Annotated in this window: 21 protein-coding genes and 1 pseudogene; 12 read left to right on the top strand and 10 right to left on the bottom strand. The window is 59.6% G+C overall.

Translation table 11 applies throughout. From position 1 onward, the window contains the following. Positions 1-46 precede the first annotated feature (46 nt). Positions 47-679, top strand: coding sequence for a TetR/AcrR family transcriptional regulator (locus CAF74_RS08415; protein WP_085746023.1), 633 nt, complete (start codon positions 47-49; stop codon positions 677-679). Positions 680-872: 193 nt separating this feature from the next. On the opposite strand, the gene CAF74_RS08410 is transcribed toward CAF74_RS08415, so the two are convergent. Beyond that, complete coding sequence (locus CAF74_RS08410) at positions 873-1,499, bottom strand: TetR/AcrR family transcriptional regulator (protein WP_085746022.1); 627 nt, start codon at positions 1,497-1,499, stop codon at positions 873-875. 156 nt (positions 1,500-1,655) lie between these two features. Here CAF74_RS08410 and CAF74_RS08405 point away from each other — a divergent pair, with 156 nt between their 5' ends. Further along, entirely contained in the window at positions 1,656-2,096 is a 441-nt protein-coding gene (locus CAF74_RS08405) for a hotdog fold domain-containing protein (RefSeq protein ID WP_085746021.1), read from the top strand. 73 nt (positions 2,097-2,169) lie between these two features. On the opposite strand, the gene CAF74_RS08400 is transcribed toward CAF74_RS08405, so the two are convergent. Next, positions 2,170-2,856, bottom strand: a complete 687-nt coding sequence (locus CAF74_RS08400; protein WP_085746020.1) for a GNAT family N-acetyltransferase — start codon at positions 2,854-2,856, stop codon at positions 2,170-2,172. A gap of 183 nt (positions 2,857-3,039) precedes the next feature. Here CAF74_RS08400 and CAF74_RS08395 point away from each other — a divergent pair, with 183 nt between their 5' ends. Then, positions 3,040-3,267, top strand: coding sequence for a YXWGXW repeat-containing protein (locus CAF74_RS08395; RefSeq protein ID WP_085746019.1), 228 nt, complete (start codon positions 3,040-3,042; stop codon positions 3,265-3,267). 6 nt (positions 3,268-3,273) lie between these two features. Here the strand turns inward: CAF74_RS08395 and CAF74_RS08390 are convergent, their stop codons facing one another. Together CAF74_RS08390 and CAF74_RS08385 are read right to left on the bottom strand one after the other, a co-directional pair. After that, positions 3,274-3,831, bottom strand: coding sequence for a YceI family protein (locus tag CAF74_RS08390; protein ID WP_085746018.1), 558 nt, complete (start codon positions 3,829-3,831; stop codon positions 3,274-3,276). A gap of 91 nt (positions 3,832-3,922) precedes the next feature. Further along, positions 3,923-5,278: an MATE family efflux transporter gene (locus CAF74_RS08385; RefSeq protein WP_085746017.1), complete on the bottom strand. Its 1,356-nt coding sequence runs from the start codon at positions 5,276-5,278 to the stop codon at positions 3,923-3,925. 147 nt (positions 5,279-5,425) lie between these two features. Between CAF74_RS08385 and CAF74_RS08380 the strand changes: the two genes are divergently transcribed. The 5 genes and pseudogenes from CAF74_RS08380 to CAF74_RS08360 all read left to right on the top strand — a co-directional run. Continuing rightward, positions 5,426-5,992, top strand: coding sequence for a chorismate mutase (locus CAF74_RS08380; RefSeq protein ID WP_085746016.1), 567 nt, complete (start codon positions 5,426-5,428; stop codon positions 5,990-5,992). A gap of 125 nt (positions 5,993-6,117) precedes the next feature. Continuing rightward, on the top strand, positions 6,118-6,597 hold the full coding sequence (locus CAF74_RS08375) for a phage infection protein (RefSeq protein WP_085746015.1): 480 nt from the start codon (positions 6,118-6,120) through the stop codon (positions 6,595-6,597). A gap of 113 nt (positions 6,598-6,710) precedes the next feature. Then, the gene (locus CAF74_RS08370; protein WP_085746014.1) at positions 6,711-7,112 is read left to right on the top strand and encodes a hypothetical protein; all 402 of its coding nucleotides are present in this window, start codon (positions 6,711-6,713) and stop codon (positions 7,110-7,112) included. A gap of 89 nt (positions 7,113-7,201) precedes the next feature. Continuing rightward, complete coding sequence (locus tag CAF74_RS08365; protein WP_085746013.1) at positions 7,202-7,519, top strand: hypothetical protein; 318 nt, start codon at positions 7,202-7,204, stop codon at positions 7,517-7,519. A 115-nt stretch (positions 7,520-7,634) separates the two neighbouring features. Continuing rightward, positions 7,635-7,877, top strand: a pseudogene (locus tag CAF74_RS08360) (hypothetical protein); the annotation flags it as partial. A gap of 88 nt (positions 7,878-7,965) precedes the next feature. On the opposite strand, the gene CAF74_RS08355 reads toward CAF74_RS08360, so the two are convergent. Together CAF74_RS08355 and CAF74_RS08350 are read right to left on the bottom strand one after the other, a co-directional pair. After that, positions 7,966-9,273: a PD-(D/E)XK nuclease family protein gene (locus tag CAF74_RS08355; RefSeq protein WP_085746011.1), complete on the bottom strand. Its 1,308-nt coding sequence runs from the start codon at positions 9,271-9,273 to the stop codon at positions 7,966-7,968. Positions 9,274-9,377: 104 nt separating this feature from the next. Then, on the bottom strand, positions 9,378-9,713 hold the full coding sequence (locus CAF74_RS08350; RefSeq protein WP_085746010.1) for a hypothetical protein: 336 nt from the start codon (positions 9,711-9,713) through the stop codon (positions 9,378-9,380). A 174-nt stretch (positions 9,714-9,887) separates the two neighbouring features. On the opposite strand from CAF74_RS08350, the gene CAF74_RS08345 reads away from it, so the two are divergent. Further along, entirely contained in the window at positions 9,888-11,567 is a 1,680-nt protein-coding gene (locus CAF74_RS08345; protein WP_085746009.1) for a diguanylate cyclase, read from the top strand. 124 nt (positions 11,568-11,691) lie between these two features. On the opposite strand, the gene CAF74_RS08340 is transcribed toward CAF74_RS08345, so the two are convergent. Continuing rightward, the gene (locus CAF74_RS08340) at positions 11,692-12,078 is read right to left on the bottom strand and encodes a c-type cytochrome (RefSeq protein WP_085746008.1); all 387 of its coding nucleotides are present in this window, start codon (positions 12,076-12,078) and stop codon (positions 11,692-11,694) included. A 55-nt stretch (positions 12,079-12,133) separates the two neighbouring features. Next, positions 12,134-13,465 (bottom strand): PLP-dependent aminotransferase family protein, encoded by a 1,332-nt coding sequence (locus CAF74_RS08335; protein WP_085746007.1) that lies wholly within the window; start codon positions 13,463-13,465, stop codon positions 12,134-12,136. Positions 13,466-13,554: 89 nt separating this feature from the next. Between CAF74_RS08335 and CAF74_RS08330 the strand changes: the two genes are divergently transcribed. Continuing rightward, positions 13,555-14,448, top strand: a complete 894-nt coding sequence (locus CAF74_RS08330; RefSeq protein WP_085746006.1) for a DMT family transporter — start codon at positions 13,555-13,557, stop codon at positions 14,446-14,448. Positions 14,449-14,451: 3 nt separating this feature from the next. Here the strand turns inward: CAF74_RS08330 and CAF74_RS08325 are convergent, their stop codons facing one another. Further along, positions 14,452-15,273: an AraC family transcriptional regulator gene (locus CAF74_RS08325; protein ID WP_085746005.1), complete on the bottom strand. Its 822-nt coding sequence runs from the start codon at positions 15,271-15,273 to the stop codon at positions 14,452-14,454. Between the two features lie 134 nt (positions 15,274-15,407). On the opposite strand from CAF74_RS08325, the gene CAF74_RS08320 reads away from it, so the two are divergent. Continuing rightward, positions 15,408-15,926, top strand: a complete 519-nt coding sequence (locus CAF74_RS08320; RefSeq protein ID WP_085746004.1) for a carboxymuconolactone decarboxylase family protein — start codon at positions 15,408-15,410, stop codon at positions 15,924-15,926. A 19-nt stretch (positions 15,927-15,945) separates the two neighbouring features. Here CAF74_RS08320 and CAF74_RS08315 read toward each other — a convergent pair whose 3' ends face one another. Continuing rightward, entirely contained in the window at positions 15,946-17,391 is a 1,446-nt protein-coding gene (locus CAF74_RS08315) for a SulP family inorganic anion transporter (RefSeq protein WP_085613247.1), read from the bottom strand. Between the two features lie 174 nt (positions 17,392-17,565). Here CAF74_RS08315 and CAF74_RS08310 point away from each other — a divergent pair, with 174 nt between their 5' ends. Beyond that, positions 17,566-17,865: a hypothetical protein gene (locus CAF74_RS08310; protein ID WP_085746267.1), complete on the top strand. Its 300-nt coding sequence runs from the start codon at positions 17,566-17,568 to the stop codon at positions 17,863-17,865. Positions 17,866-17,868: the final 3 nt, after the last annotated feature.

The following is a 17,868-nucleotide window of genomic DNA, read 5'->3' as shown; positions in this document are numbered from 1 at the left end:
ACTACTAGTAAGTTACCTTCAGTAAGTTACGTTTGGTATATAAGCGATGTCAACCACTGAAATCCCAGAACCCGCACAACCCCGTCGACGCCTGTCACGGGAAGACCGCCAGCGCCAGTTGCTCGACATGGCCTGGCAACTGATTCGCGAAGAAGGCACCGATGCCCTGACCCTCGGCTATCTGGCGGAAAAGGCCGGCGTGACCAAACCGGTGGTCTACGACCATTTCACCACCCGCGCCGGTCTGCTCGCAGCGCTGTATCAGGATTTCGACCGACGCCAGACGGCGGTGATGGACGCAGCACTGGCCAATGCCGAAGCGACCTTGAGCGGCACTGCGACGGTGATTGCCACGGCGTATGTCGATTGCGTGCTGACCCAGGGCAACGAGATTCCGGGAGTGATTGCCGCCTTGGCGAGCACGCCGGATTTGGAGAGGATCAAGCGCGAATACGAGGCGATCTTTCTGGAGAAGTGCCGCAGCGTGCTCTCGCCTTTCGCTGACGGCGCAGAGATCGGTCAGGCAGGATTACGTGCCATGCTCGGCGCCGCCGAAGCCTTGTCACAAGCGGCGGCCACCAGCGAAATCAGCGCCGAACAGGCCCGTGACGAGCTGTTGGCAACCATCATTGCGATGGTCGAAAGAGCCGCCGCACGCGCTACCCAGGCAGGTGACTGACGGTACTTGAGCGCATCAGCCCACCTTCCTACGATGGAACTACGCAGTCGCTTGGTCCGCCAAGCCGTTGCGTAGGTGCGGGTGCTCTGAACCCCAATCAAGCCCGCACCTGGCTTCATGCGCATCTTGAGCCTCGCGGGCTCTACTTCCTCCCCATCAAAGAGTCTTGAGGCTCTTTTTTTGTCTCTGAAAATCAGCGTTCGGGTTCGCGGCGGATCGAACGCCACGTGGCCTGGGCCAGCAATTCGCGATAAGCCTTCGGACTGCCCTGCACTCGCCCGGACAACCACGCGCGGCAATAGCTGTCGGCCTGACCGACGATCAGCGATGGCAGCAGTTCCGCCGGGCATTCATTGAGCTCAGCCACGCGCCCGGACTCGGCCAGCCAGGTACGCAGGCCCAGATTGCGGGTCTTGTTGCGCTCGGCCAGTTCATCCTTGTGCGGCCCCCGGGTCACGGCATAACGCGCGTGATACTGGAACCGCGCCCATTCCGGTTGGTTCTCGACCCAATCCACATAGCTGTAGACCAACGCCTGCACGCCCTCTTCGGTGGTCGTCGCGTCAGCCAGATAGGCGTCGCGCAGGCGCGCCTGATCCTCCAGCGCGGTGAAGAACAGCGCGGCCACCAGCCCTTCCTTGTTGCCGAAATGGTGGTAGATCGCCCCGACACTGGTGTCGCACTCGGCACGGATCATTTCGATGGTAGTGGCCTCGATGCCCTGCTCGTTGAAGAGGCGCAGGGCCTTGCGAAAGATGTCGCGCTTGAGTTCGGCGCGGCGGCCGGGGTAGCTGCGTTCGAGTAGATCTGCGGTGTCCATGAGCCTTGAAAATCCGGGTAAAGGGCACATCCGTGCCGATGATCGAAACACGCACAGGTTGACAGATTTCCCGCGGACAGAATACCGTTCCGTTACAGAACAATATTCTGTAACGGAACATGATTCTGTAAATCCATTTACTGCGAGGCTTCATCCATGAGTCAGTTTCTCAGCATGTTCAACAGCGTCGGCTCCCAGGCGTTCAGCCAGATGGCCTGCCAGGTCGCGCCGTACTTCAGCACCATCAATCCGCTGGTGACCGAGTTGCGGGCAGGTTCGGCGCAGGTGCAAGTGCCGTTTCGCCGCGAGATCACCAACCACCTCGGTACCGTGCACGCCATCGCCCTGTGCAACGCTGCCGAATTGGCGGCCGGGATGATGACCGACGTGTCGATTCCCGCCGGCGCGCGCTGGATTCCAAAAGGCATGACCGTCGAATACCTGGCCAAGGCCAAGACCGACGTGACCGCCGTGGCCAACGGCGAAGGACTGGACTGGCAGACCGAAGGCGACAAGATCGTACCGGTGGATGTCCACGACGCCGAAGGCAGGAAAGTGTTCACGGCGCGCATCACCATGAACGTGAAACTGTCCTGAAATCACCGGCACAAAAAAAAGCCCTTGCTGCGCTGATCGCAACAAGGGCTTTCGTCGTTTCAAAGAGAAGGGATCAGTGAACGGTCAGGCGCTGACGAACAAATTCTTCGGTGCGGCGGGTGACCTGATCCAGATGCCGGTCGCGCTGTTTCTCGGCATCGAGCATTGCGCGCTTGCCGTGCTTTTGCAGCAAGTAGGTGTGGATCTGCTGCACTTCCAGCGAACGGTAGATCGGCGTCGTGTCGATAAAACCGCGCAGCCCGTTGCTGCGGTAGTGCCGGGTGCTCATCAGCACCTGCGTCTCCAGTTGGCCCAGTACTTCAAAGCCCAGCGCCTCGAAATACGGCACCTTGCCGACGCTGCAGGTCAGCTCGGCATGGGGGTAACGCGCCACCATGTCCGCGATCAGCGAACGGGCTACGCCCTGACGTCGATGCCCCTCGCGCACTGCCAGATAGGCCACGTTGCACGCCTCCCAATCACCCTGCACCGGCAGGTACAACAGGAAGCCGATCACCTGCTCGGGGTCATCGTCATCGGTGGCCACCAGCAGTTCCACCTCGGTGCCCTTCTCGCCGTTCAACGCCTCCAGATACAGATGCACCTCGTAGCCGACCGCGTACTGATAGACGTTGTACAGCAGGTTGCTCGGGCCGAGACCGATGGCACTGATGTCGGTCAGGTTGTCGACCACCATCTGCAGGATCTGACTGTTGACGCCTTCGGGGCATGGGGATTTGTAGTGGGTGATGCGGGGCATGGCGGGGGAACTCCGGCGGTAAAACACAAGTTGCCGGGTAGGTTGAGCGACCGGCGAACCGCGACATAATACCCTGTGCAAGCCTGACAAAAATTTCATCTGCCCGAGAACGGATCTTTCGCCGATTTGGCGTCCAATTTTTCAGCTGCGTTCATTTTCCGACGCACGCCTTGAGGAGCTGCCATGAACGTTCTGCGTTGCGCGAAAACAATGAAATGCTTGCTCGCTGCCGCGCTGGTGGCGATTACCCTGTCGGGCTGTGTCGTCGAACCGGTTCGCCCGCATCGGCCACCACCGATCGTCGAAGTGGTTCCGGTCATGCCTGCGCCGGGTTATCACTGGGTCGCCGGGCATTACCGCTGGGCCGGCAACCAATGGCGCTGGATGCCGGGACATTGGCGGGCGTATTGAGGCCCTTCACTGCGCGGGGGCAACGACCTTGAACTTGATGTCGATGTCCTTCGACACCACGGTGTCCGCCCACTCCCCCGCGCCAAGGCCGAACTCGTCGCGCTTGAGTACCAGTTCGCCGTCGAAAATGCCGATGCTGCTGTCGGGTTTGAGTTGCACCGGCACCTGCACCTCACGGGTGATGCCTTTGAGGGTGAGGTGGCCGTCGACCAGATAACGGTTGTCGCCGGCCGGGCTGAAGCGGGTCGATTCGAACACCGCCACCGGGAATTTATTGGTGTCGAACCACGCCGGTTTCACTAACTCGGTGTTGGCATCTTCACTGCCGGCGTCGATGCTGGTGAGGTCGATGTGCAGCGTGGTGCGGGCGCTGGCCAGGTTGTCGCTGTCGAAATCCAGCATCGCGTCGAACTTGCCGAAGGTGCCGTACATCTGCGAGCCCATCTGGCTGTAAGTGAAACTGATCTGGCTGGCGGTGGTGTTGACCCGGGTGTACTCCACCGCATTCGCAGCAGGGATGAAGGTCAGGCAAGACGCGGCCGCCAACAACAATCGAATCGACATGCAATGCTCCGGTGCCCGATGGGGCTCGAATGACTTAAGCAAACATCCGTCACTTGCGCCAGCCCCGCCAATGTCGACACTAAACGCTTCGTCACACCAGCCGCTCGATCTTCTGATGCTTCCAGACCCGTGTGTAATACAGCGTCTGCAACACCAGCATCCCCAGATACGCGATCGGGAACGCCATCCACACGCCCTGCAAACCGAACTGCCCGTCCAGCCAGTAGGCCGCCGGCAACTGCACGCCGAGCACACAGATGATCGCCACGCCCACCGGCACCAGCACCGTACCGCTGGCGCGCATGATGCCGCCGATGATCGCCTGGAAACCGAAGATCAACAGGCTCCACAACATGATGTGCAACAGATGCTCGGCCATCTCCCGGGTCGAGTCTTCGGTCAGGAACAGCCCGAGCAACCAGTGCGACAACAGGTAACCCGCCAGGATCAAACCACCCGTCAGGCACACATTGATCCACAACCCGGTGCGCAGGATCGGCCCCATCCGCTCCAGCCGTCCGGCACCGATCGCCTGAGCGCCGAGGATCGACGCGGTGATCGCAATCGACAGCGCCGGAAACTGCACGTAGTTGACGATCTGCGTCACCGCGCCATAGGCCGCCGTCGCCTGCGAGCCGTGCTGGTTGACCAGCGCCAGAATCACCAGCTCCGACAGCGACAGCACGATCATCTGCACCCCGGTCGGCAGACCGATGCGCAACACCTTGCCGAGAATCGCGCCGTCCAGTCGCAGCGCCGCGAAGAACTCGCGATCCGGCGCCAGCGGATGGCCCTTGCGGATCAGGCTCCATGACAGCCACGCCATCGCCGCCAGCGTACCGGCCAGACCGGCGAACGCCGCGCTTTGAATCCCCAGTTGCGGCAAGCCGAACCAGCCGCGAATGAACGCCGGGGTCAGCGCGAGCCCGACCACGGTCGACAGCAACAGCGCCAGCATCGGCGACAGCGTGTCACTCACCCCGCGCAACAACTGGGTGAACAACACGTACACCAGCACAACCGGCAAGGTCCACATCATCACCCGGGCATAGGCCACCGCATCATCCAGCACATCCGCCGGCGTGCCCAAACCCTGCAATGCCTCACGCGCAAACACACTGCCCAGCACCGCCGCCACCAGCCCGATCAACACCCCCAGCAACAACGTCGCACCGGCAATCGCCTTGACCATATGCGACTCACGCGCCCCCCACGCCTGACCGATCAGCACCCCTGCCCCGGCGCCCAGACCGATGACCAGCGCAATGAAGAAAAAGATGATCGGAAACATCCCGGACACCGCCGCCAGCGCCTGCGTGCCGAGCATCTGGCCGATGTAGATGCTGTTGACCGTGCCCGACATCGATTGCAGGAAGTTCGACAGCACCATCGGGGCCAGGAACAGCAGGTAGGTTTTCCAGAGGGGGGATTGAGCGGGGGTTTGCATTGAGGGTCCGTCTCGGGTGGGAGCTGATGACAGAGTCTAAGGTATGCAATGCGGTTCAGGTCGTACCCGTTTGCATTAAAACTTCGTAATCTGCACCCCGACCAATCTGCAAAGCCTCTCCATCACGACAGGAAGTGAATCCCTCCCATGCGCCGTTCCCCGTTTCTGCTGAGTTGCACCTTATTGACCGCTCTGGCGACGAGCGTCCACGCCGGCCCCGCGCGCTCGCCCGAAGTGGTGCAAGGATTGGTGAACACCCTGAACGAACGCCTGAACATCGGCGACCTCGTCGCCCTGACCAAATGGGACAGCGGCAAGCCGATCCAGGACAGTCCCCGTGAGGCGCAGGTGATCGACAACGCCCGCAAGCTGGCTGCCGAACGCAAGCTCGATCCGGAAGACGTCGCGCAATTGATTGCCGCGCAGATGGAGGCCAACAAACTGGTGCAGTACGGTTTGCTCGCACAATGGCAAGCGGCCGGTGCCGCGCCGGACACGCCGCGACCGGATCTGGGCAAGCAGATTCGCCCGCGTCTGGACGAGTTGCAAACCCGTCTGCTGCAGCAATACGCCGACTTCACACCCTACCGTCACGATCCGAACTGCCCGGCGTGGCTGGCCAAGGCGCGTACCGGCCTGACCCGTGATGCGCTGCATGATCTGGCCCTGACCCGCGCCACCGGAGAGCTGTGCATTCGGCCGCTGGTGCCCTAGAACAAGGGTCCTGGCATTCATTGCTGGCGTCGATAGTCACCATCGACTCAATGAAGTTCTCTAAAAAAATCCGCGGCGTAACATCGGCTCCATACCAAACAAACAACACCCCGGAGCACACGATCATGAAACGCCAAATCCTTCTCGGCATCGCTTTCTCGGTTCTTGCAGTCAACGCTTTTGCAGCCAAACCCGCCCACACCATGATCGCCGAAGGCGGTTCGGATCGGTTGATTGAAAGTCGCTTGGCCGAGGGTGGTTCGGATCGTTTGATCGAACGCCGTGTTGCTGAAGGTGGCGCTGATCGTCTGATCGAACGTCGCGTGGCTGAAGGTGGTTCGGATCGTCTGATCGAACGCCGTGTGGCTGAAGGTGGCGCTGATCGTTTGATCGAACGCCGTGTGGCTGAAGGTGGCGCTGATCGTTTGATCGAACGCCGTGTGGCTGAAGGTGGCGCTGATCGTTTGATCGAACGCCGTGTGGCTGAAGGTGGCGCTGATCGTTTGATCGAACGCCGTGTGGCTGAAGGTGGCGCTGATCGTTTGATCGAACGCCGTGTGGCTGAAGGTGGCGCTGATCGTTTGATCGAACGTCGTGTTGCATAAGTAAGCTGCGCATATAGAAAAGCCCGGCCTGATCAGCCGGGCTTTTCTTTGCGCGCGTTTTTTGCGTTTGCTGGGTAAGCTCCCAGTCCGACGCTGCGAATTTCAGGTTTCCCATGGACATTGAACGACTACTGAAGAAAAAACAGCTCAACGTGCAGGAGCAAAACGCAGTCGTTGCGCATCGTTTGATGCTTTGCGTCAGTGAATGGCGCAAACGGGGTGTGCCTGTCGCCCTGACTCGGTACGGAGAATCCCAAGGCATCGATTGGTCTTCGTCCATCGTGCTGGAACTGGAAATCGACTTTCCCGGCATGCCTCGCCTGTTCGGACTTTTGCTGGATCAAAACGAATGTTTCATCGCATTTGAAATCGATACGGACGCCTCCCATGAACACATTGAGTCCGTGGATCGCTGGGAGGACGTCTCATCGATGCAAAATACTTCGACATCTAATCCGGGCAAAGGTAAAGGCTTTGCCTCGATCGCGCTGGACGTGAAGCGTCAGCTTGTTTGATCGCTCTTTGCGCAACGCTCACTCTTCGGCGTCTTGAAGCCGTCACTGGTTGAGTATCTACGCCTCATCAAAAGGAGCACTCATTGAACATGGGCCCGAAAACCGAAACGCTGATCAAGGTACTGAATGAGCTAATCAGTGTTTTGGAAAGCGACGGAGAAGCGCACTGGAGCGCGTGGATGCGAAAAGCTCGCGCACGATTGCTGGACTCCGATTATTCCGGAATCACGTGGCTGCTCTCGGCCTATGGCGGGATGGGGTCCTTCAATGATGTCGTGCTCGGACAAACCAGCATCAACGGTGCATTTGCCTGGAAGCGCGGCTATGGCGAACTGAATGTAAAATTTGCCGAACTCCGTGAGCAAGCCTACGAGCTGGCCAATGAAATCAGACACATGCCGCGATAACGGCATTCATTGCTGGCGTCGATAGTCACCATCAGTTCAATGAAGTTCTCATAAAAAATCCGCGGCGTAACATCGGCTCCATACCAAACAAACAACACCCCTGGAGCACACGATCATGAAACGCCAAATCCTTCTCGGCATCGCTTTCTCGGTTCTTGCAGTCAACGCTTTTGCAGCCAAACCCGCCCACACCATGATCGCCGAAGGCGGTTCGGATCGTTTAATCGAACGTCGTGTGGCTGAAGGTGGTGCTGATCGTTTGATCGAACGTCGCGTGGCTGAAGGTGGCGCTGATCGTTTGATCGAACGTCGCGTGGCTGAAGGTGGCGCTGATCGTCTGATCGAACGCCGCGTCGCATGAGTCAAGTGTTCCACCGCTGTACAAACATAAAGCCCGGCCTGATCAGCCGGGCTTTATGTTTCGCTACAACGGCTGTGCCTATGACTCACATACGATATTGATCAATACCCTTCTCTAAAATCTCTATCGACCTCACGAGGTGCTTTATCGACTCAACAGAGGATACATGCTTAGCAATCAAAACTCTCCGTGTGTCTGAAGAAGCAAACTTCTTCAAACCAGGAAAATCCTTATCAAAGATTGTTCGCAGTTCCAACTCACTACATTTTGAACTATCAAACTCGCTCCGACGCCAGACCAAACGCACATTAAATACCGGCGCAGACTTTGTAGAAGCTTTTGTCACGCGGTAGAGTTCAAGAAAAACCGCCCAGCTTCCACCGCTCATTACCGACTGAAATTTTGGCGGCATAAGACAAATCCAGTAACTACCCTCTTCGATACAATCCGGCGTCAGCGAAGGGATAGCTTTGATGATGCTTGGCAGCATACTGGCTACGCCACGAATATTGAGTAATCGTTCACAAACCGTTCTATTTTGCGCACGAAACAAGATTAGTTCACCAAGCACTCCATCTAAGGAATTTGCTACCCAACGTGTAATGGAATGTCCTTTCAACTCCCTTAATGCACCGATAACACTAGGATGAGCCAATACAATATCTGAAGACAGTTCCGAAATCTCCGTATTTACCGGGCTTTCCCACTTCGTTACACTTTGACAATAAGATGCCAACAACTGCGCCGATGCATTTCCCCGATCCACCTGAAACCTAGCCCTATTGGCAGAAGCTTCCAGCCATTGATAATCTAAGAGTGCCCACCGATTGCCTAGACTAGCCAAGTGTGCTTCAGAATATGCATCCAGATCTTTATCCAACACGACGAAAGCAAAATCATAGCCAGCAAATGTTTTATTTTTTCCTAACTCCCCCTTCACAGCCTGCACGTATTTATCAAGCTGTACCGAGGTCAAAGAAGATTTAACTTTATTTTCAATGGTTATCAATATCTTATTTAGCGGATCCAAAAGAAACAGGTCAAGCCTGCCACTATCGGCCCCACCGTTCGTCTTTATATGAAGTTCACGAGTTAAAAAAGCAGCACCAAAACTGGTTGTGCGTATCTTTCCGGGCGTCCACTTTGCAAAGAACTTCTTATTATCCCGAATGCAATCATCACTGGCGGCATGAGCAGCTTCAAGAAAATCTTTAATCACCGCATCACCCTGCGAATGCCCCTCATTCGGAGTCATGCACCACTCCAACATTCGGGAGTTCTGATTTTCATACAGCTTCAAAACTTCAAACATATCGTCGGTAATCTTGTTCAACTCAATTAACTTGAGCAACCGAGGATCACGTAAAAAAGAATATAACTCTTGCGCTTCCATACCTGCCCTATTCCCTTTTTTCTCATGACAAGAGCGTGTTCACATCGTAACGCTCACAAAAAGCCCGGCCTGATCAGCCGGGCTTTTTCACGTCCAACCGGTGCTTATTGCACGGTTTTCAGTTTGACCACGTCACCGGAGACCTTGGTGGTGTAGCCGCTCAGGACCCATGCCCAGAACCAGTTTTCCTGAATCTGAGTGTTGATCATGGCATCGCCGCCCTTGGCCTGGATGGCGGCCTCTTGCGCACGGACGAAACGGCTGTTCTGCCGGATCGGGATCACGCCGAACAGCATCAGGCCGGTGGCAGTGGCTTCGCTGTGGCCAATCACGGTGTATTGGCTGCTGTCGTATTGTCTGGTGTTCATCGGGGTGCCGGTGCAACCTGCCAGAACCGCACCGATCAGGGCGGCGGCGACGACTTTGCTGAGGTATTTCACTTCAAGACTCCATGGGAAAACGCCCGGGATCCGTCTCTCGGGCGGGGCACACTTTACCGAACGCAGTAGCTCATTGACATCAGCCTCGGCAGATTTTCATTAAACGCCTTGCTGGCAGCCCGTCCGCGATGTCGCATACCATGGCGCCACTTCAATAAAAACAGACATTTCTCCATGCTCAAAGCCAGTCTGCGCAGCCACCTGACCCTTTGGTTTGCCGGTTTGTCTCTGCTGACGCTATTGAGCGTGGGCTTTTACGTCGGTGATATCGCCACTGAGCAAATGAAACGCGCCAGCGGCAATGCGCTGCTGAGTACCGCGCGGTCGGCGGCGACACTGCTGGGCGAGCAGTTGCGCGAGCGGCAACTGGAGGTCTATCTGCTCAGCCGGGCGCCGCATCTGGAACGCGGCGATCTGGACAATCCGGCAATTCTCAAATCGATGCAGCTGCGCACCGAAGCCCGCTCCGAATATGCGTGGATGGGGGTGACCGATGCTCAGGGGCGTGTGCATCAGGCAGTCAACGGTTTGCTGGTAGGTCAGGTCGTGCTACAGCGCCCATGGTTTCAGGCCGGTCTGCGCGGGGAATACACCGGCGATCCGCACGAAGCCGTTTTGTTGGCGAAACTGTTGCCGGGTCTGCCCAACGGCGAGCCACTGCGCTTCATCGACTTCGCCGCGCCCATCCGCAACGCCGATGGCCAGGTGATCGGTGTGCTCGGCGCCCATGCGCACTGGAGCTGGGTCACGCACATCGTCGAATCGGCAGCGATGTCGCACAAGGGCGCGGAGCCGGATATAGAAGCGCTGATCATCGATCACGACGGCAAGGTGCTGTACCCGGAAGCGCTGGTTGGCCAACAAATGCTGGCCAAGGATCCGAAGTCACCAGGCTGGGTCGTCGGCAACGGCTACCTGACCAGCGAGGTGACTGTGCCGACGCCTACAGGCACTGCGCTGTCGTGGTCGATTGCCGTGCGTCAACCACTGGACACTGCGCTGCAACCGGCGCGACTGCTGTTTTATAAATTGCTGTTGCTGGGGGTTTTCGCCGCCGTGGCATTCGGACTCGTGGCGTATTACCTGGCGCTGTACCTGAGTCGTCCCATTGAGCAACTCGCGCGTTCTGCCCAAAAAGTGCAGAACAACCAACCGGGAGCCCACTTCCCTCTCCAGCATCCCGTGCGGGAAATTGCCCAGCTCGGCCAGTCGATCGATGCCATGACTCAGTCGCTGCTCGCCAAGGAACGTGAGCTGCAGGAGACCAACGCATCGCTCGAAGCCACCGTCGCCCAACGCACGGCGGCCCTGACCCTGGCCAACGCCGAGCTGCTGAACCTCGCTACTCACGATGGCTTGACCGGTGTCTACAACCGCCGCCGCTTCGACGAAAAACTCACAGAATACAGCCTGTTGTTTCGTCGTACCGGGCGGCCGTTTGCTTTGCTTCTGATTGATGCCGATCACTTCAAGCACATCAACGACACTCACGGCCATGCGGCCGGCGACGACGTACTGCAGCAACTGGCGCAGCTGATCCAGATCAGCATCCGGAGCACGGATTTTGTCGCCCGTTACGGAGGCGAAGAATTTGCGGTGCTGCTGCCGGAAATCGCCAAGCCCGATACGCCCGATATCGTCGCCGAAAAGATTCGATCAGCGATTGCCGCAGCGACCTTTCCAGCGGTCGGCGCGGTGACGGTCAGCATCGGTGTCGGCCTGGCCGACCCGGCCGACAACGCTCCGACAGCACTGCTCAAACGTGCTGATCAACAGTTGTATCAGGCGAAAGCCGAGGGTCGTAATCGCGTAGCCTGCCAGACGTCACTCACCGAAGTTAACGGACTCGGCTGACCCGCGATTGAATCAGGTGTTGGTCTTCAACCGGGTCCAGAACCGTGTCATCAACCGGGCAATCGCTGCTGGCAGTTCTTCACAGTGAACGGGAACTGCATTGCGCAGCTCCCGCACAGACGCTTCATTGCTGAGAAAAGGTCTGAAGATACGCCAACAAATTATCGATCTTCTCTTCATCACTCAGCCCCCAAAAGATCATCCGCGTCCCCGGCACCACGCCCTTCGGATCCTTCAGATACTTCGTCAGCGTTTCCCGATCCCAGGCCAGGCCGGAGTTTTTCATCGCGTCGGAATACACGTAATTCGCCGACGTCCCCGCCGGGCGGCCGATGATGCCGTTGAGTTCCGGGCCGAAACCCGGGCGGGCGGATTCGCCGACCTGGTGGCAGCCGCCGCACAGGCGCGGGAAGATTTTGGCGCCGGCCTCGGCGTCACCGGCAGCCAGTGCTGGCGTGCTGAGCAGGCCTGCGTTGAGGATCAGGGCGAGCGTTAATGCAGCGTTTTTCATCGGGGAATTCCAGATCTTCGGCGGCGCCAAGGGTAATCGTGCGCGGCAAGTTGCGCTACAGGTAGGCGCCCACGACCTGACGAACTTTGAGCAAGGCTTGACGCAGGACAAGCATGTCCACCGATCCCAGCGCCAGGCGAATCGCGTGCGGCACATGGGTGGACACGGTGAAGGGTTCTGCGGTGGTGACGGAAACCTGCTCGTGCATCAACTCGACCACGATGTGGTCGGCCCGCACATCTTCCGGCAGCGGCAACCAAAGGAAATACGAAGAGGGATGGCTGACGGTCGGGAGACCTTCGAGGATCTGAGCAGCCAGTGCTTGCCGGGCTTGGGCGTCGCTGCGCTTTTGTGCTTCGAGGAAGGTGACGGTGCCGTCGTCGAGCCAGCCGCAGGCGATGGCGGTCATCACGCCGGGGGTGTTCCAGGTGGTGGCGCGGATGATCCGCTCCAGCGCCGCCACCTGCTCGACCGGCGCGGCAATGAAGCCGACACGCAGGCCGGTGGCGATGTTTTTCGACAGGCCCGACACGTAGACCGTGCGTTCCGGCGCGAGATCGGCCAACGGGGGCGGCGGGTTATCGACCAGAAAGGCGTAGGCCGCGTCTTCGATGATCGTCAGATCATGCCGGCGGGCAATCGCGATCAAATCCTCGCGCTGTGCCAGAGGCATTACCCAGCCCAATGGATTGTGCAGGGTCGGCATGCTGTACACGGCACGCACCGGTCGTTGGCGGCAGAGTTTGTCGAGGGCCGCCAGATCGGGGCCCTGCTCATTGACGGGAATCGCCACCACTTCCAGGTGCAGCGCTTCGGCCAGTACTTTGAATCCGGAGTAGGTCAAGGCGTCGGCGGCGATCACATCACCGGGTTTGAGCAGCGCCATCAGCGTTACCGCCAACCCTTGCTGGGCGCCGTTGACGATCAACACCTGCTCGGCGTCGACACTCAAACCCCGTGTTTGCAGGTGCCGCGCCACCGAGGCCCGTTCATGCTGGCGACCGGCGTGGGGCTGATAGCGCAGCAGCGCTTCGAGGTCGCCGGACAGCGCCAGTTGCCGCAACGCGGTGCGCAGCAGCTCGGCCTGCCCCGGCAATGACGGGTAGTTGAAGTTCAGATCGATCATGCCGACCGCGACGTCTTTCTGGTCGATGCCCTGCCCCGGCAACAACGACGTTTCCCGCACAAACGTGCCGCGCCCGGCTTCGCCGCTGACCAGGCCCATGGCCTCAAGCTCGGCGTATACGCGCGAGGCGGTGACCAGCGCCAGCCCTTCGTTCGCTGCCAGTTGCCGGTGAGTCGGTAAGCGAGTGCCGGGCAAAAGGCGACCGGAGCGAATGTCGGCGGCATAGGTGTCGACGAGGGTCTTGTAACGGGAGCGCGGCATGTCGGGCTGTATCCATGACAATTCTTTGATTGTGCTGATTCTCGTCCCTAGGATTGTTTCAACGCAACCCACCACTGAGCGCAATGCGTATGGAACGAACCACCCAACTCGGCACCCCGGCCCTGGAAAAAACCAGCGGCTGGATCAATGGCTTTATCGGCGTCGTGATCTTCAGCGGCTCGCTGCCTGCCACGCGGCTGGCGGTGCTGGAATTCGACCCGGTGTTTCTCACCGTCATCCGCGCGACCATCGCCGGCGCCCTGGCGTTGTGCCTGTTGTGGCTGTTTCGCGAACGGCGTCCGGCGCGGGATCAGTGGTTGTCGTTGCTGATCGTCGCGCTGGGCGTGGTTGTGGGTTTCCCGTTGTTAACGGCCCTGGCGCTGCAATACGTGACGTCGGCGCATTCCATTGTGTTTGTAGGACTGCTGCCGCTGGCGACGGCGATTTTCGGCGTGCTGCGCGGCGGTGAGCGGCCGCGTCCGGTGTTCTGGATTTTTTCGGTGCTGGGCAGTTCGCTGGTGGTCGGTTTTGCTATCTCACAAGGCCTGACCGCCTCGCCCACCGGTGATCTGCTGATGCTGGCAGCGATCCTCGCCTGCGGCCTCGGTTACGCCGAAGGCGCAAAACTGTCGCGCACCCTCGGCGGCTGGCAGGTGATCTGTTGGGCGCTGGTACTGTCGTTGCCGGTGATGGCCGTGCTGAGCGTATGGCTGGCGCCCGCCTCGTTCAGCGGTATCAGCGTGTCGGCGTGGGTTTGCCTCGCGTACGTTTCGCTGTTCAGCATGCTGATCGGTTTTGTGTTCTGGTATCGCGGGCTGGCTCAGGGCGGGATTGCGGCGGTCGGGCAGCTGCAATTGCTGCAGCCGTTTTTCGGCCTGGCACTGGCCGCGACCTTGCTGCATGAACATGTCAGCGTGAGCATGCTGGTGGTGACGCTGGGGGTGATCCTGTGCGTGGCCGGGGCGAAGAAATTCGCCAAATAGTTTTCAGCTCGCGCCGGATTTCCATTCTCGCGGGCTGAGTCCGGTCTTGCGCCGAAACGCCCGGGCCAGCGCCGACGGACTTTCATAACCGACCTCTTCGGCGATCAACGCAATCGGCCGTCCCTCACGCAGGCGTTTCTGCGCGAGGCTGATCCGCCAGCTCACCAGATAATCCACCGGCGTCTGCCCCACCACCCGCCGGAAGTGTTCGGCGAAACCGGCGCGGGACAGATTGGCGGCACTCGCCAGCTCGGCGACGCTCCAGGCCTTGGCCGGCTGGTCGTGCATCAGGTTCAAGGCTCGGGAAATCTTCGGATCGGCCAGCCCGGCCATCATGCCCGGCTGCTGGTTGCGACTGCTGATTAAATGGCGCAACAACAGAATCACCAGCAATTCGAACAATCGGTCCATCACCGCTTCGCGCCCGCAGTGTCCGTCGAAAGCTTCTTTGAACAGCCACTCCAGGGTGTTGGCCATTTCCGGGAGGTCGGCGAGTTTCAGCACCAGATAATCCGGCAGCGCTTCCGCCAAAGCATTGCCCGCACCGCCGTCGAAGGTCAGCGAAGCGCACACCAGTTGCGTGCCCATGCCTTCATCGGCGAACAAGCGATGGGCCATGGGACGGGGGAAAAAGATCAGGGTCGGTTCGTTGAGCGAAATTTCAGGATCACTCCCGGGTTTGAGCAACAGCTCCCCCGCCTGCAACAGGTGCACATGCCCGCACACCTGATCGCCGCCGTAGGCGCTCACCCCGCAGAACGTGCCGCTGTGAAAGGTGCCGGCATTGACGCCGAAGTGGCTGAGCAGCGTGGAAAGGCGATCCATGACTGATTCTCGCAAGGACAGGTTTGGACGATCTGTCGCATATCCTCGACGATTTGCACCCAAAGTACCAGCCGCGCTCCGTAGCATTCACTCCATCCCCGGCGCACTTCGCACCGGAATTTCGGAGAATCACCATGAGCCGCATCGCCCCTCTCAGCCTCGAAACCGCCACCGACGCCACTCGCCCGACACTCGAAGGCGTGCAGAAAAAAATCGGCTTCCTGCCCAACCTGTTCAAGACCCTCGCCGTCGCACCTGTCGCGCTGGATGCCTACGTGCAAATCTCCGCCACTCTGGGCAAGACCTCACTGAGCGCCAAGGAAAAAGAGGCGGTGTATCTGGCCACCTCGCAAGTCAACGGTTGCGACTATTGCCTGGCGGCGCACACCCTGTTCGCCAGCAAGGCCGGGCTGGCAGCAGAAGAAATCATCGAAGCGCGTCACGGTCGGTTGAATGCTTTTGCCACCCTCGCCCATCAACTGACCGAAACCCGTGGTCATCTGAACGATGAGCAGATTGCCGCCGCCCGCGCTGCCGGCATCGACGACAAGAAGATCATCGAAGTGATCGCCGTCGTCGCCGCGCAAACCCTCACCAACTACCTGAACAACGTGGCGCTGACCGATATCGACTTCCCCGCCATCGATGCCTGACCAGTGACCGGGGTCGATCTCAGTCGTGATCGACCCCGGCGCGTTTCAGCAACTTCTTGCAGCGCTCGGACAGGTGAAACACCTGCAACTGCTTGCCCGCCTTGGCATAGCGTTCGCGCAGGGTTTTCAGCGCGGCGATGGCCGAGTAATCGACAAAGCTCAGGTGCCGGCAATCCAGCGTCACCCGTTGCGGGTCACTGGCCGGGTCGAACTGATTGAGGAACGGCGTGGTCGAGGCAAAGAACAGCGTACCGTGCAGGCGATACAGTTTGCTGCCGTCCGCTTCCAGATGTTCATCGGCGTACAGCTCGCGCGCTTGCTGCCAGGCAAAATTCAGCGCCGCGATAATGATCCCGCACAGCACTGCCGTGGCCAGATCGGTGAACACCGTGATGGTGGTTACCGCGATGATCACCAGCACATCGTTGAGCGGCACTTTGTTCAGCACCCGCAACGAGGCCCAGGCAAACGTCTGCTGCGACACCACGAACATCACGCCCACCAGCGCCGCCAGCGGAATCCGCTCGATCAGCGGCGACAGAAACAGAATGAACAGCAGAATCAAAACCCCGGCCACCACCCCGGACAAACGCCCGCGCCCGCCGGAACTGAGGTTGATCACGGTCTGACCGATCATCGCGCAACCGCCCATGCCGCCGAAGGCACCGGAGACTACGTTTGCCGCACCCAACGCCACGCATTCGCGATCCGGATAGCCACGGGTTTCGGTGATTTCGTCGGTGAGGTTGAGGGTCAGCAGGGTTTCCAGCAGGCCGACCAGCGCCATCAGAATCGCGTAGGGCGCGATGATGCGCAGGGTGTCCAGCGTCCACGGGATGTCCGGCAGCGCGAAGGTCGGCAAGCCGCCGGCGATGTGCGCCATGTCGCCGAGGGTGCGGGTCGGCAGGCCGAGCAGGTAAACCAGCAAACCGACGCCGAGGATCGCCACCAGTGCCGGCGGCACGGCGCGGGTCAGGCGCGGCAGGATGTAGACGATGGCCATGGTCAGCAGCACCAGCCCGGTCATCAGGTACAACGGCGTGCCGCTGAGCCACTGTTCACCGCTCTTGAAATGCTCCAGTTGCGCCAGCGCGATGATGATCGCCAGACCGTTGACGAACCCGAGCATCACCGGGTGCGGCACCATGCGCACCAGTTTGCCCAGCCGCAGCAGCCCGAACGCCATCATGATCAAGCCACCGAGCAACACCGTCGCTAACAGATATTGCACACCGTGTTGCACCACCAACGCGACGATCACCACCGCCATCGAACCGGCCGCTCCGGACACCATGCCCGGCCGGCCACCGAACAGCGCGGTCAGCGTGCAAATGATGAAGGCGCCGTACAGGCCCATCAGCGGATTGAGGTGGGCCACCAGCGCAAACGCAATGCATTCGGGCAACAGGGCAAACGAGGTGGTGAGTCCGGCCAGGACATCGGCGCGCAGACGAATCGGTTTCATGGCTTACCTGACAGAGCGGCCGACAGGCGCGGCCGCATGCATTGGCGCAAAAGAGCGCCGCGGAAAAAGAGGGTTGCGGATGTTACGCAAATGCACCGGCGTGGGCTAGCAATCGCTGACAGGAACGGGTTGGCGCTCTATGCTTGCGCGCTTCATCGATCAACGGGTTTGAACATGTCACCGCTATCCACTCGCGAAGTCTGCCAGCGCTTGCGCGATGCGGCGTTGGAGGTTTGCGCGCTACAGCGTATTGCGCAGGAATCCGGGCCCGGCCAGATCTCGGTCGAGATCGACGGCTGGCAGCTGTTGCTCGACTTTGACGGTCAGCGCCTGCACCACTGCCTGCAATGCCGCTGCCCGGAAGATCGGGTGTGGCGACTCGACACGACTCAGCGTTTCGGCACCGACCCGGTCAGCCTGCTCAGCACCTGGGAGCTGGCGCAGATCGAGCGGTTGCTGGCTCAGGTCGGCTGAGAC

It is taken from the genome of Pseudomonas sp. R45(2017), assembly GCF_002112305.1.
GTDB classification, from domain to species: Bacteria; Pseudomonadota; Gammaproteobacteria; order Pseudomonadales; family Pseudomonadaceae; genus Aquipseudomonas; species Aquipseudomonas paraglycinae.
The sequence above is the reverse complement of the archived record's forward strand: the minus strand, read 5'-3'. Positions and strand labels throughout refer to the sequence as shown.